Annotated in this window: 13 protein-coding genes and 1 pseudogene; 5 read left to right on the forward strand and 9 right to left on the reverse strand. The window is 71.7% G+C overall.

Going from position 1 to position 12,735, the window contains the following annotated elements; translation table 11 throughout:
* Nucleotides 1–152: 152 nt before the first annotated feature.
* The 5 genes and pseudogenes from IE212_RS35170 to IE212_RS27840 all read right to left on the reverse strand — a co-directional run.
* A pseudogene (locus IE212_RS35170) lies at nucleotides 153–1,193 on the reverse strand (lysylphosphatidylglycerol synthase transmembrane domain-containing protein); the annotation flags it as partial.
* Complete coding sequence (locus IE212_RS27825) at nucleotides 1,190–2,182, reverse strand: class I SAM-dependent methyltransferase (protein ID WP_190200725.1); 993 nt, start codon at nucleotides 2,180–2,182, stop codon at nucleotides 1,190–1,192. The pseudogene IE212_RS35170 and the gene IE212_RS27825, both read right to left, overlap by 4 nt.
* Nucleotides 2,179–3,384 (reverse strand): glycosyltransferase family 4 protein, encoded by a 1,206-nt coding sequence (locus IE212_RS27830; protein WP_190200726.1) that lies wholly within the window; start codon nucleotides 3,382–3,384, stop codon nucleotides 2,179–2,181. The genes IE212_RS27825 and IE212_RS27830 overlap by 4 nt, the downstream gene beginning before the upstream one ends.
* Complete coding sequence (locus IE212_RS27835) at nucleotides 3,381–3,779, reverse strand: 6-pyruvoyl trahydropterin synthase family protein (RefSeq protein ID WP_010043117.1); 399 nt, start codon at nucleotides 3,777–3,779, stop codon at nucleotides 3,381–3,383. Before IE212_RS27835 ends, IE212_RS27830 begins: the two co-directional genes overlap by 4 nt.
* 173 nt (nucleotides 3,780–3,952) lie before the next feature.
* Nucleotides 3,953–4,933: a zinc-dependent alcohol dehydrogenase gene (locus IE212_RS27840; RefSeq protein ID WP_190200727.1), complete on the reverse strand. Its 981-nt coding sequence runs from the start codon at nucleotides 4,931–4,933 to the stop codon at nucleotides 3,953–3,955.
* Nucleotides 4,934–5,041: 108 nt separating this feature from the next.
* Between IE212_RS27840 and IE212_RS27845 the strand changes: the two genes are divergently transcribed.
* Nucleotides 5,042–5,812 carry a CDP-alcohol phosphatidyltransferase family protein gene (locus tag IE212_RS27845; RefSeq protein ID WP_190200728.1) on the forward strand — a complete coding sequence of 257 codons (771 nt, stop codon included), beginning with the start codon at nucleotides 5,042–5,044 and terminating at the stop codon, nucleotides 5,810–5,812.
* Between the two features lie 13 nt (nucleotides 5,813–5,825).
* On the opposite strand, the gene IE212_RS27850 is transcribed toward IE212_RS27845, so the two are convergent.
* Entirely contained in the window at nucleotides 5,826–6,206 is a 381-nt protein-coding gene (locus IE212_RS27850) for a winged helix-turn-helix transcriptional regulator (protein ID WP_190200729.1), read from the reverse strand.
* A gap of 116 nt (nucleotides 6,207–6,322) precedes the next feature.
* On the opposite strand from IE212_RS27850, the gene IE212_RS27855 reads away from it, so the two are divergent.
* Entirely contained in the window at nucleotides 6,323–6,724 is a 402-nt protein-coding gene (locus tag IE212_RS27855) for a RidA family protein (RefSeq protein ID WP_190200730.1), read from the forward strand.
* A gap of 8 nt (nucleotides 6,725–6,732) precedes the next feature.
* On the opposite strand, the gene IE212_RS27860 is transcribed toward IE212_RS27855, so the two are convergent.
* The gene (locus tag IE212_RS27860) at nucleotides 6,733–8,241 is read right to left on the reverse strand and encodes an ABC transporter substrate-binding protein (RefSeq protein ID WP_373301442.1); all 1,509 of its coding nucleotides are present in this window, start codon (nucleotides 8,239–8,241) and stop codon (nucleotides 6,733–6,735) included.
* Between the two features lie 125 nt (nucleotides 8,242–8,366).
* On the opposite strand from IE212_RS27860, the gene IE212_RS27865 reads away from it, so the two are divergent.
* Nucleotides 8,367–9,326: an ATP-binding protein gene (locus tag IE212_RS27865; protein WP_190200732.1), complete on the forward strand. Its 960-nt coding sequence runs from the start codon at nucleotides 8,367–8,369 to the stop codon at nucleotides 9,324–9,326.
* A 31-nt stretch (nucleotides 9,327–9,357) separates the two neighbouring features.
* Here IE212_RS27865 and IE212_RS27870 read toward each other — a convergent pair whose 3' ends face one another.
* Nucleotides 9,358–9,900, reverse strand: coding sequence for a hypothetical protein (locus IE212_RS27870; protein ID WP_190200733.1), 543 nt, complete (start codon nucleotides 9,898–9,900; stop codon nucleotides 9,358–9,360).
* Between the two features lie 174 nt (nucleotides 9,901–10,074).
* Between IE212_RS27870 and IE212_RS27875 the strand changes: the two genes are divergently transcribed.
* Both IE212_RS27875 and IE212_RS27880 read left to right on the forward strand, forming a co-directional pair.
* Nucleotides 10,075–10,680, forward strand: a complete 606-nt coding sequence (locus IE212_RS27875) for an HD domain-containing protein (RefSeq protein WP_190200734.1) — start codon at nucleotides 10,075–10,077, stop codon at nucleotides 10,678–10,680.
* Between the two features lie 179 nt (nucleotides 10,681–10,859).
* Nucleotides 10,860–11,087, forward strand: a complete 228-nt coding sequence (locus tag IE212_RS27880; protein WP_190200810.1) for a hypothetical protein — start codon at nucleotides 10,860–10,862, stop codon at nucleotides 11,085–11,087.
* A 332-nt stretch (nucleotides 11,088–11,419) separates the two neighbouring features.
* Here IE212_RS27880 and IE212_RS27885 read toward each other — a convergent pair whose 3' ends face one another.
* Nucleotides 11,420–12,646 carry a DNA sulfur modification protein DndB gene (locus IE212_RS27885; protein WP_190200735.1) on the reverse strand — a complete coding sequence of 409 codons (1,227 nt, stop codon included), beginning with the start codon at nucleotides 12,644–12,646 and terminating at the stop codon, nucleotides 11,420–11,422.
* Between the last annotated feature and the right edge of the window lie 89 nt (nucleotides 12,647–12,735).

Below are 12,735 nucleotides of genomic sequence, written 5' to 3' on the forward strand. Positions count from 1 at the left end.
CGGGGGGCGGGTTCCGGGTCCGGCGCGACGGCCCGGGACCGGCCTGCGGTGCGCAGGCCCGCGTACCAGCGGGCGACGAGCACGACGAGGCCGGGCAGGCTCGCCACGAGGCTGAGCACGCCGTAGACGACCGCGACGGCGAGCCCCCGGCCGGCGCCCAGGCCGGCGGCGCCGAACGCCCAGGCGGTGACGCCCTCCCGCGGTCCCCAGCCGCCGACGTTCAGCGGCACGCCCATCGCCAGCAGCGCGAGGACCGCGAGCGGCACGAGTACGGCCACGGAGGCGGCGACCTGGGTCACCCGGGCGGCGAGGACGAACATGGCGACGTAGCCTGCCAGAACGACCACGGAGCTGACCATGACTCCGGGCCAGTTGCGGCGGGACACCAGCCCTTCCCGCGCCTCGGCGAGCGCGCCGCGCAGGGCCCGCCTCCGGCGGGACGGTGCCGTCCGGTTCATGCGCAGGGCGAGGACGACGGCGAGCGCGCCGAGTGCGGCCAGGACGGCGAGCGGGGCGATGTGCCGGGCGTCGGCGAGCACCGGGGACGGCATGGTCAGCAGGACCACCGCGCCCACGGCGAACAACGCGATCTGCCCGGCGGCGCGTTCGAAGACGACGGCCTTCACGCCCCTGCGTACATCCCCCTCGCTCTGCCCGTGCCGCACCGCCCGGTGGACGTCACCGAGGATGCCGCCGGGCAGGGCCGCGTTGAGGAACAGCGCCCTGTAGTAGTCGGCGACGGCCGGCCCGAACGGCAGCCGGATCTTCAGGCCCCGGGCCACGAGCGCCCAGCGCCACGCGCTGAACACGGTGGTGACCAGCCCCAGCCCGAGGGCCAGCAGCAACGTCTGCACGTCGATCCGCCGCAGCCCGTCGAGAAGGACTCCGGTACCCAGCCGCCACATCAGCACACCGAGGATGACGGCTCCGGCACAGGTGCCGAGGTGGGTGCGGACTCTCGGTGAGCCGAACCGGGTGAGGGCGCCGCGGATGCGGCGACGGGGCGACGGGGCGGTGACGGACAGGGCCTGGAAGCCGGCCTCGTCCGTACCGCCGGTGCCGGTCCCGAGGGACGGGCACCGGGCACTGCCGGTCTCCGGGAACCACTCCGCGTCGGCGGGCGCCGGCCGCTCACACACCCCCGCCGCCGCACCTCCCGGTACCGCCTTCGTCCCCGTCGCCTGAGGGCTCATGACGCTCCGCCCGCCGGGCGGCACAGGGCCAGGAGGTCGGTGTGGTGGACCGTCACCCGCAGTTCGCCGGCCGCACAGGCCGCCAGGCGTTCGGCGAGGTACGCGTCGGCCTCGGCCCGCAGCTCGGGGCGCTGTTCGACCGCTGCCCCGACCCAGCCGCGCAGCCACTGCTCCGTGAGGGCCGCCTGGTCGGGGCCGAGCCGCCAGGGACTCGGATGCAGCCGTACCGTCGCACCGTTCTCGGAGAACGCCTCGGCCGCGGCGGTGACGGCGTCGGGGCCGAGCAGTCCGTCGCGGCGCTGGTGTTCGTTGAACGCCTGGCCGATCTCCGCGTCCAGCGGGTGAGAGGGGGTCAGCTCCACCCGGCCGGCGACGGAGAGCGTCAGCAGCGCGGGGCAGCCGGCTCCGGCGCAGGCGGCGGCGAGGGTGCCGATCTCCTCACGGGTGAGCACGTCCAGCAGGGCGGACGCGGTCACCAGGGACGCTCCCTGCAGGGCGTCCGGTGTGAGGCGGGCGATGTCGCCGCGCCGCGTCTCCACCGTGACCCGGCTGCCGTCGGCGGCGGAGCGCGGGGAGGCGACCGCAGCGAAGTGCAGCAGGTAGGGGTCGCGGTCGTGCAGGATCCAGTGCTGGGCACCGTCCAGGCAGGGCGCGAGCCAGCGGCCCATCGAGCCGGTGCCGCAGCCCAGGTCGTGGATGACGACGCCGCCCGGCTTGCCCGGCAGGTTGGCAAGCCGGATGCGCAGCGGGTCGAGCAGGTCGTGGGCCCGCGCGGCGGCGTCGGCCGGCTCCCGCAGCTGAAGCCACTCGGGTGCGTAACGGGGCGGGTCCTCGGGTCCGGCCTCGCGCAGCTTCACCGTGGGCCGCGAGCCGGGCTTGCCACTGGGGCCGGCACCCGGAATCACGCCGTCCATCGACTCCGCGGCCTCCCTCGGCCCGGGCTGGGCCGGGATCGTCCCGTTCTGGTGGGTCGTCACCGGGTTCGTCATGCCGCCCTCCAGGGGTCGGTAGGGAGCCGGCGCAGGACCGCCGCCAGGCTCTGTGCGGTCGTCGCCCAGCCGTCGAGGGCGGCACGTCGGTCGCGGGCGGCCGCCTTGAGACGGCGGCGCACGTCCGCCTCGCCGAACCAGCCGCGCAGTTCGGCGGCGATGGCGGCGGAGTTCTCCGGCGGCACGAGGATGCCGGGCATCCCGCCGTCGGGGGCGCGTCCGACCGCCTCGGGGAGTCCGCCGACGTCCGTGGCCATGACCGGGATGCCCCGCGCCAGCGCCTCGGTCACGGCCATGCCGTAGGTCTCGGCGTAGGAGGTGAGAACCATCAGGTCGGCCTTGGCGTAGCTGGCGTCGAGGGCGGCGCCGGTCTGCGGGCCCGCCAGCTCCAGCCGGTCCTGCAGCCCGTGGTCCCTGATGAGGGACCGCAGGTGGGCGACGTACTCCGGGTCCTGGGTCAGGCTGCCGACGCACACGCAGCTCCACGGCAGGTCCGTCACCGTGGCCAGCGCCTCCACCAGCCGGTGCTGTCCCTTGCGCGGCGTCACGGCGGCCACGCACAGCAGCCGCGAGACACCGTCGGTGCCGGGGGCCAGGGGCGCGATGTCGGCACCGGGCGCCGCGACGTGCACCCGCTCCGGAGGGAGGCCGTGGTGCGAGACCAGACGGCGGACCGCCCAGTCGCTGGTGGCGACGACGGCCGGGACGGCCCGCAGCACCGCCCGCTCCTTGGCGTCCAGTTCGGCGGCCAGGGCCGGGTCGAGACCGGTCTCGTCGCCGAGCGGGAGGTGGACGAGGACGGCCATGCGCAGCCGTTCCGCCTCCGGTACGACGATCTCCGGGACACCGCAGGCGACCAGACCGTCGAGCAGGACGGCGGAACCGTCCGGCAGGCCGCTCAGGGCGCGGGCGAGTTCCGTGCGGGCCGCCGCCGACGGCCGGGGCCAGTCACCGGCCACTGCGTGCTTGGTCACCTGCCAGCCGAAGCCGGGCAGGTCCAGGCACACGCGCCGGTCGTAGGCGTTGCCGCCGCTGGGCGCCGCCGGGTCGTCGACGCCGCCCGGCAGTACGAAGTGCACGGTGCGCAGGGACATGGGGATGATCTCGGCGTTCTTCAGGGCGGCGTGCTGCACGGGCACGTAGTTCAGCCGCGCCGGTGCTCCTCCGGTCGGTCCCGGCCGCTCGATCGTCGTGTCGGTCACAGCGCACGCTCGTAACTCGCCCAGGCGATGTGCGACTCGTGGAGCGTGACGGTCAGGCCGGCGATGCCCTTGGCGCCCTCGCCCAGGGCGCCCTTGTGGATGCGCTCGGCGAGCCGGTCGGCGATGACCTTGGCGAGGAACTCCGTGGAGGTGTTGACCCCGGCGAAGTCGGGTTCGTTGTCCAGGTTGCGGTAGTTCAGCTCGCTGACGACGGCCCCGAGTTCCTGGGTGGCCAGCCCGATGTCGACGACGATGTTGTCCTCGTCCAGCTGTTCGCGCCGGAACGTGGCGTCCACGAGGAACGTTGCGCCGTGCAGGCGCTGCGCCGGTCCGAAGACCTCGCCGCGGAAGCTGTGGGCGATCATGATGTGATCGCGGACGGTGATGCTGAACAACGGACGACCCTCCAGGTGCGGCGCGTCTGCTCCCCCGCTGATTGCTGCCGGGGATGACGGGTAATACGGGTCCTTGCCTTCCCTTGTTCAGCCTCGGGTACGTCTTTTCTCAGGTCAGGCGCTCTTGCCGGGGACGATGCCGTACCTGATGGAACGATTAGTCTGCCGATGCGTCAATCGCTCTCGTCGTACCGGACGCGGTGGCAGAGCGCCGGGACCTGGCCGGAGGCGAGCTTCGGCAGCAGGTCAGGCAGGTCCTGGAAGGCGGACTCGCCGGTGACGAGGGCGTCGAGCGCCGGGTCGGCGAGCAGGTCGAGGGCGACGGCGAGCCGGTCGGCGTAGGTGCGGTTGGGGCGGGCCGGGGAGACGGTGCCGACCTGACTGGAGCGGATGACGAGACGCCGGGAGTGGAAGGCCTCGCCGAGCGGCAGGCTCACCCGCCGGTCTCCGTACCAGCTCAGTTCGACGACGGTCCCCTCCGCGGTGAGCAGTTCCAGGGACCTGGCGAGGCCCTGTTCGGTGGCGCTGGCGTGGACGACCAGGTCGCAGTCGCCGAGGGCGTCCCCGGGTGAGGCGAAACCGACGCCGAGCGCCGCGGCGACCTCGGCGCGGGACGGGTCGGCGTCGACCAGCTGGACGCGGACGCCCGGGAACCGGGCGAGCAGGGCGGCCACCGAGCAGCCGACCATGCCGCCGCCGACCACGGCGATCCGGTCGCCGACCAGGGGGGCGGCGTCCCACAGGGCGTTGACGGCGGTCTCCACGGTCCCGGCGAGCACGGCCCGTTCCGCCGGCACGGTGTCCGGCACGGGCGTCACGGCGCTCGCGGGGACGACGTACCGCGTCTGGTGCGGATAGAGGCAGAAGACCGTTCGGCCGGCGAGCGCCTCGGGCCCCTCCTCCACCACACCGACGTTGAGGTAGCCGTACTTCACCGGCCCCGGGAAGTCGCCCTCCTGAAAGGGCGCCCGCATCGCGGTGTGCTGGCTGACGGGCACGCCACCGCGGAATACGAGCGTCTCCGTGCCGCGGCTCACGCCCGAGAACAGCGTGCGGACCAGCACCTCGCCGTCGCCACGCTCAGGCAGGGTGACATCCTGGATCACCCCCTTCCCAGGCGAGTCGATCCAAAACGCACGTCCGGTGTGCTTCATCGAAGTCCTCCTGAACGATCGGGAAGCCGCCTGCGTACCGAGGGGTGCACAGGCCGCGCACAAGGTAGCGGCGTTGATCGACTCTGTCACACGGCCGGAGGGTGTTCGGTGGCCCTGAACAACACTTACGACGCGAGGCTCGTACAGCAGGAGACCGCCGTGGGGGCGGGGGTGCAGGTCCTGCTGCTGGCCCTGATCGGCGCGGCGATAGGCATGGGCCCGGCGGGCTGGCTGAGCGGCCTCGCGTTCGGATTCGCCACCTGGGCGGTGCTCTCCCGGGCCCTGCACCGCTCCGGGCTGCGCAGCTTCGGCGCGGCGAACCGGGTCACCCTCGGCCGGGCCACCCTCGTCGGCGGGGTCACCGCGCTGGTCGCGGACTCCTTCCAGAGTTCGCCGCCCGTGTCGCTGTTCGTCGGCCTGACGGCGGTGGCACTGCTCCTCGACGGTGTGGACGGCAAGGTGGCCCGCCGCACCGGCACTTCGACCCCGCTGGGCGCGCGCTTCGACATGGAGGTCGACGCGTTCCTCATCCTGGTGCTGAGCGTGTACGTGTCGATGGAACTCGGCCCGTGGGTCCTGCTGATCGGCGGCATGCGGTACGTCTTCGTCGCCGCGGCCAAGGTGTGGCCGTGGCTGACGGCGGCGCTCCCGCCGAGCACCGCCCGGAAGACGGTCGCGGCGCTCCAGGGCGTGCTCCTGCTGCTGGCGGGCGCCGGTCTGCTGCCGTACGCGGCCAACTTCGGTGTGGCGGCGCTGGCTCTGGGCCTGCTGGTGTGGTCGTTCGGGCGGGACGTGCTGTGGCTGTACCGGACCTCGCGCGCCGAGGAGCCCGGCGAGCGCTCGGCCCCGCGGCAGGTGCGGGAGCTGGTCGCGGGCTGACGCCCGGCCCTGTTCAGCCGTCGAACCGGTCGCGCGCCGCCTCGATATGGCCCAGGTACTGGTGGGTCCAGCCGCAGAGCAGGTCGACTGTGGCGCGCAGGGCCCGGCCGGGTTCGGTGAGGGTGTATTCGACCTTCGGCGGCACGGTGGGATGCACCTTCCGGTCGACCAGGCCGTAGCGCTCCAGCATCCGCAGGTTCTGCGTCAGCATCTTGTGGCTGACGCCCTCCACCGCGTCCCTCAACTCGCTGAAGCGCAGGGTGTCTTCGCCGAGGGCCTCGATGATGAGCAACGCCCACTTGTTGGCCACGTCCGAGAAGATCTCCCGCGCCAGGGAGTCCGCCCGCCGCAGGTCCGCGTTCTCGGGCAGGTCTCTCAACTGCTTGGTCACCATCTGGTTCCCCAGTCACTGAAAAGTGCGTTCTTCCAGGTCGGCGCTCACTCTCCTACGGTTTCCGGGTAACCACAAGAGAGCGCGGGTCCGCGCTCGGCGAAAGAAGGACGGAAACCATGACCACCACCGACGTCTACGACCACGGCATACCGGCCGAGGAGCACTTCGGATACGCGCAGGCGATCAGATCCGGCGACCTGATCCATGTCTCCGGGCAGCTCGCGTTCGACGACGCGGGCGACTTCCGTCCCGAGGACGACTTCGCCGCCCAGCTCAAGCGGACCCATGTCAACATCGACAAGGTCCTCGCCCACTACGGCGCCACCCGCAACCAGATCATCTCGCAGACGGTGTACGCCGTGGACCTGATCCGGAACGCCGGAGCGGCGGCGGAGGCCAACCGGGCCTACTTCGGCGCCCACCGTCCGGTCACCACGGCCCTGGGGGTCACCGAACTGACCTTCCCCGGGCAGTTGGTCGAGATCAGCTGCGTGGTCGACACCAGGCTGCCCGCATGACGCGCTGATCAGCGACGCGTTCCGGCCCCCACCAGGGTCCGCTCGTACGGGTCGAGGATGACGCCCCGGACCCTGGTGGAGACACCGGCGATGATCCGCTGGTGGGCGAGCGGCACGACCGCGTCCGTGCCGAGGATCTCGGCCTCGGCTGCCATGGCGGCGTCCTGCCGTTCACCGGTGCCGTCGGTCCCGTCGGCCTTCTTCACGGCCCGGTCGACGTTCTTGTCGCACAGCAGCGCCAGGTTGTAACCGCCGTCGCAGGTGTAGTCACTGGCGAGGATGCCGACGGGGTCGCCGGTGTCCAGGAGGCTGTTGCGGGCGCCGATGAACGCGTCGAACCTCCCGGCCAGCGCGTCGCTCTCCAGCCGTGAGTACTCGCGCACCTCCAGCTCCACCTCGAACCCGGCCTGTTGGAGCTGCTGTTGCACCACCTGGGCGACCTCGGGGAGTTCGGGCCGGTTGTCGTAGGTGGCGAGGGTGATCCGCGTGCCGTCGGGCCGGGCGGCGTCCGCGCGCCCGGCCGGTTTCACCCTCTTGCCCTCGGCCCAGGTGACGGCGGGGCCGTAGATGCCCGCGCCCGGGTCGGCGTACCCCTCGAAGACGCCCTCGACGATGGCGGAGGAGTCGATCGCCTGGCGGGCGGCGGCACGCAGCTTCGGGTCCTCGAAGGGCCCGGACCCGGTGTTGAGCTGCAGGCTGGTGGTGCGGGTGGTGCCGGCTTCCGTGAGGGTCGCCTTGTCGAGCGTGGGGGCTTGGGCCACGGGTATCGCCTCGGCGATGTCGACGTCGCCGCTGCGCACCGCGTTGGCGCGCGCGGTGCCGTCCTTGACGAAGCGGGCGTCGATGCCGGAGGCCTGGGCCCGGCCTCCCCAGTAGTCGTCGAAGCGGTCGAGGGTGGCGGAGCCGGTTCCGCTCACCTTGGTGATCTCGAAGGGTCCGGTGGCGGTGCCGACCGGGTCGGGGTTGCCCTTGCCGTACGCCTTCGGGGACAGGATCGCCAGGCTGGGGCTGGACAGACGCACGGGCAGGACGGGATCGGGCGTCCCAGTGGTGATACGTACGCGGCGGCCGCCGTCGGCCCGGGCGTCCAGCGTGACACCGGCGAGGGCGGCGGGCGGCGGCTCCGCCTGCGCAGCACGGGTGAGCGCCCCGGCCACGGCCTTCGGGGTCACGTCCGTGCCGTCCTGGAAGGCGGCGTCCCGCAGGGTGAACTGCCAGGTGCGGTCGCTCTCCCGGCGCCAGGACCGGGCGAGCGCGGGGGTGGCGCCGCCGTTGGCGTCCAGGGCGGTCAGCCCCTCGGTGACGCCGAGCCGACTGAGCAGCGTGGCGTCGGCTCCGTACGGCGAGAAGTTCTCGGCGGGCGGGAAGGCGAGGGCGACTCGCAGCCGGGCCCCCGACTGTCCGCCGCCCGACGCCGACTCCCCACCCGGGGAGGCGAAGCACCCGGCCAGAGCCGGGACGACGGCGAGGGCGGCGAGGACGGCGAAGAACCAGACAGGGCTCTTGATGCTCTTCAAACGCACTTGCACAGCATATGCATCAAGGCGCGTCACCCCCGAACGGCCCAAGGAATTTGACACCCGTGACGGTCACTCCCTAAACCTGACCACATGACATCCATTTTCAAAAAGGAGGACCGGTCGTGAGGATCGCCTTCGTCGGCAAGGGCGGCAGCGGCAAGACCACGCTGTCGGCGCTCTTCTCGCGCCACCTGGCCCGATCCGGCGCCCCGGTCCTCGCCGTCGACGGCGACATCAACCAGCACTTGGCGGAGGCGCTCGGCCCCACAGAGGTGTCCGCCCCTCCCCTGGGCGAGCACCTGACCTCCATCAAGGACTACCTGCGCGGCACCAACCCTCGCATCGCCTCCCCCGAGGCGATGATCAAGACGACCCCGCCGGGCCGCGGCTCCCGCCTCCTGCGCCCGCTCGGCGACGACGAACTCCACGCCCGGCACGTCGGCCGCGCGGGCGGCGTACCGCTCATGGCCACGGGCGAGTTCGACGAGTCCGACCTGGGCGTGGCCTGCTACCACTCCAAGCTCGGCGCGGTGGAGCTGTACCTCGGCCACTTGGTGGACGGTCCCGGCGAGTACGTCGTCGTCGACATGACGGCGGGCGCGGACGCCTTCGCCTCCGGCCTGTTCACCCGCTTCGACATCACCTTCCTGGTGGCGGAACCCACCCGCAAGGGCGTCTCGGTCTACCGCCAGTACCGCGACCACGCGGAACGGTTCGGCATCCGCGTGGCGGTCGTCGGCAACAAGGTGACGTGCGAGGACGACCTGCTCTTCCTGAAGGAGCAGGTGGGAGACGACCTCCTGACGCACCTGGTGCAGTCCCCCTGGATCCGCGCGGCGGAACAGGGACGCACCGAGCCCGGCCCGGACGCGCTGGCGTCCCTGGAACCGCACAACCTCCACGCCCTCCGCGTGCTCCGGGAGACGGTCGACTCCCACGTCCGCGACTGGGACCGACTGCACCGCCACGCCGTCGAGTTCCACCTGCGCAACGCGCGGGCGTGGGGGGACGCGCGGACGGGCGAGGACCTGGCGGCGCAGGTGGACCCGGGGTATGTGCCGGGTCCGGCCGGCCTGACCTGAGGGACAGCACACCCACCACGTCTTTCGCCGGCTACTCGATCCCTGTGGCGTCGAGTAGCCGGACCACGTCCTTGCGCCCGTACCCGAGCAGTCGGGCGCGGTCGGCGGCCATCAGCACCAAGTGCGCGACGATCTTCGCCGCGTAGCCGTTCTTGTCGTCCGCGTCGAACCATTCCTGGGGCTTCTCGACACCCAGGCTGTTCATCACCAGCCCGTGCTCTCTGCGGATATCCGCGACGGTACCGGCGACCGCGTCCATGAGTGTCTTCCCCGGCCGCTCGCACTCCAGGGCGAAGCACCCCCAGTCGACCGGCACGCACCCCTCCGGCGGACGCGCCCTCAGCCCCGCATACCTCTCGTCCTCGAACCCGGAGGCCCTGAACTCGTCGTGCACCAACGAGAACCTGTGGAACCCGGGCGGAACCGGAGGCGGTGGAGGCGTGTACTCCCACCCGGCGTCCTCGTACAACTGCCGCTTCACCTCTTCTTCGTCGGCATGCGTCACGGTGAAGCCGTTGGCCTCGTTGCGCCCGGTCGTGGTGCCGTCGGGGTTGCGGTGGAAGTGCAGGCCCATGGTGTGCTCCCGCTGTTGTCGTGATGGCGATGGACGAGAAGCCCCCGTCACCAGCTCGAACGGCCCGCGATCCCAGCCCGTGCCCGCTTCTCCTCACCCTCACCCGATCGCGTGAAGACAGGTGGCGTGGGAACTGGCCGACCGGGCGGGATCGACGGTTGTTACGCTCCCCCGGTGAGCATTCCGGGCCCCGAAGAAATCCGAGCACTGCACGAGAAGCACGCGCCCACCGCCGAGGCGTTCACGCTCGTCCACACGCACTGCGAGATCGTCTGGGGAATCGCCGAGCAGCTCCTCTCCGCGCCCCACCTCGCCCACCTCGACGCCGAACTGGTCCGCGCCGGCTGCCTCCTGCACGACATCGGCGTCTACCGCCTCTACGGGGAGGACGGACGCCTGGACCACGAGAACTACATCCGGCACGGCCTGCTCGGCCACGAGATCCTCGAAGCGGAGGGCTTCCCGGAAACCCTCCGCCGCTTCTGCTCCCACCACACCGGAGTCGGACTCACGCGACACGACATCGTGAGCCAGGGGCTGCCCATCCCTCCCGCCGACTACCTGGCGGTCACGGAGGAGGAGAGACTGGTGATGTACGCGGACAAGTTCCACACCAAGTCCAGGCCATCCGCGTTCCTCTCCCCCGACGAATACGCCGCCCACGTCCGCCGCTTCGGGGAGGACAAGGTGACCGCCTTCCAGGCCCTGCGCGCTGAGTTCGGCGACCCGGAACTCGACCGGGCGGTGCCTTGCGGCGGCGGACTCCGCCTGGGTCGGTGAACACGGCAAACTGCCCGTCCGGCCCTCGTCGTTGGCCTACGGTGACGTCATGACGACGGCTGGTGCGGATGGGAGGTGCTCGTCGAGCGACTACGCAGGCACCCGCGCGAGCATCGCCCACCACACCAAACGGGCGCACTCCACCGCGCTCACCGACCCTGTCTGAGGAGCGGCGAACGATGACCGAGGCGACTCCGGCCACCAGCCAGCGCGCCGACCTCGAGCAAGCGGTGCGGACGTACGGCGGCTACTGGGACACCGAACGCAGCCTGCGCGCGCTGCGCGATGCCGGACACGACCCGCAGGACAAGCACACCCGCCGGATCCTCCGGGATCTAGCACAGAAGGGCCTGCTCACGAAGGTGGAGGACCGGCCGGTCCGTTACATCACGGTGCGGGCGGATTGAGGACGCCGTGCGCCGTGCTCGGACCAAGGCGGCGCACCCGGTCGTGCCGCCGGTGGTGACGCGCTACCACCGACCGCTGCCGAGCGCCGCACCGCCTCCCATACGTCCTCTGCGGCAGCCCCGGTCGGCCGAGCCGACGTCAGCGCCGACGCCCCGCTGATCCGGCCACGTTGGGCCTGCGTGGGTCGAAAACCCACACTCCCTGGGAATGAGTGGCGCCCAGCACCCTGCCATCGTCCAGAAGCCAAGGGTTGCCCATCTGAAAGGGAGCGAAATTGTCGTTGGAGACGACCACTAACGGCCCGTCCTCGTGCTCCCCTTGAACGCCCGGGTCAGAAGCCGCGGATCCTGCGGCCCGCCTCGGTCGCCGGATAGAGGATCGCCTCGGCGACCCGGCCGCCGGAGTCCTTGACCCCACCGCTGAAGTTGAGGCGTCCGGACGTGCCTGCCTTGGCGGCCACGCCGTCCCAGTACTTGGCCTCCCGCTCCCAGCGGATGCCGTCGAGGAGGCGGACCAGATCGTCCGTGCGGAAGGCGGACGCCGAGTCGGCCCACGGCATGGTGTGGTGGGCGGCGATGCCGATACCCGCGAGGACAGCGGGCGCGGTGATGGCGGTGCGCTCGGTGAAATCGCGGGCGTGGCGGGCGATCAGCTGGGCGAGGAGTGGTACGAGGGCCGCCTCTACCTGCTCGGGCCGGTACCCCGTCGGCAGTTCGTCCTCTTGGACGGACTCGGCGGACCGCTGGAGGCCGCCTCGCCCGTAAAGAGTGGTGACGACGAGGGCACGCAGCGCGGAGAGGGTGACGACCTCGCGGTCGGTCGCGGACACCTGCCGCTTGCTGACGTTCACCAGGCGCGCGAAGGGCACCCGCTGCCCGTCCACGTCGACGTTGACCGCGTCCGCGACCAGGTGCGCGAGCCGGGTGCCGTAGTCGCGCTGGTCCATGGACATGGCCAGGTTCTTGGCGACGGCCACGCCCTGCACGTTGCGGTCGTAGAAGATCTGCCGCGCGTCGGCGGGCGCGAGGTCGACGTACAGCTCGAACGGCAGGCGCACCTGGGCGAGTTCGGGGTACGTCAGGCCGTACGCCTCGGGGTCGTCGTAGAGGTCGTGCCAGGCGGTGGTCTGGGTCTCGCCGTCGATGGCGATGACCATGGTGCCCGGCGCGACGGTGAGGGTGCGCAGGCCGCTGCCGGGGACGAGTTCGTCGCTGAGGGCGGCGAGCGGTCCGGCGTGCCACAGGGTGACCGGCGGCGTGGACCAGGCGGCGCCGAGCTCGCCCTTGAGGCCGGCGGCGATGTACTCGGCGTACGGGCCGACGTTCTTGCCCTTCTGCGAGGACTTCAGCGTGCGCTGCACGGTGGCCCGCAGCTCGGCGTGCCGACGCACCAGGCCGGACGCGGCTTTCAGCTTGCGCGGGTCCTCCTCGGCGCGGGGCGAGGGCACCAGCTGGACGAGCGTGGGCACGGACATCGTTCCGACGACGGCGTCGGCACGGAACGGCATCACCGTGAGCTGGGTGCCTTCGACGACGGCGGTCGGCATGGTCAGAAGCATGAAGACTCCCCCGGAGATTCTGCGGTCGGCTTCCCCTTCGGAAGCAACACCAGAGAAGCATGACAGTGAAAGCATCGTCAATCACATTG

This window comes from Streptomyces djakartensis, from assembly GCF_014651075.1.
GTDB classification, from domain to species: domain Bacteria; phylum Actinomycetota; class Actinomycetes; order Streptomycetales; family Streptomycetaceae; genus Streptomyces; species Streptomyces djakartensis.

Excerpts from the sequence above, each read along its gene's own strand:
- IE212_RS27825 (WP_190200725.1), bottom strand. The coding sequence starts at position 2,182 with ATGACGAACCCGGTGACGACCCACCAGAACGGGACGATCCCGGCCCAG.
- IE212_RS27840 (WP_190200727.1), bottom strand. The coding sequence starts at position 4,933 with ATGAAGCACACCGGACGTGCGTTTTGGATCGACTCGCCTGGGAAGGGG.
- IE212_RS27850 (WP_190200729.1), bottom strand. The coding sequence starts at position 6,206 with ATGGTGACCAAGCAGTTGAGAGACCTGCCCGAGAACGCGGACCTGCGG.
- IE212_RS27855 (WP_190200730.1), top strand. The coding sequence starts at position 6,323 with ATGACCACCACCGACGTCTACGACCACGGCATACCGGCCGAGGAGCAC.
- IE212_RS27870 (WP_190200733.1), bottom strand. The coding sequence starts at position 9,900 with ATGGGCCTGCACTTCCACCGCAACCCCGACGGCACCACGACCGGGCGC.
- IE212_RS27880 (WP_190200810.1), top strand. The coding sequence starts at position 10,860 with ATGACCGAGGCGACTCCGGCCACCAGCCAGCGCGCCGACCTCGAGCAA.
- IE212_RS27885 (WP_190200735.1), bottom strand. The coding sequence starts at position 12,646 with ATGCTTCTGACCATGCCGACCGCCGTCGTCGAAGGCACCCAGCTCACG.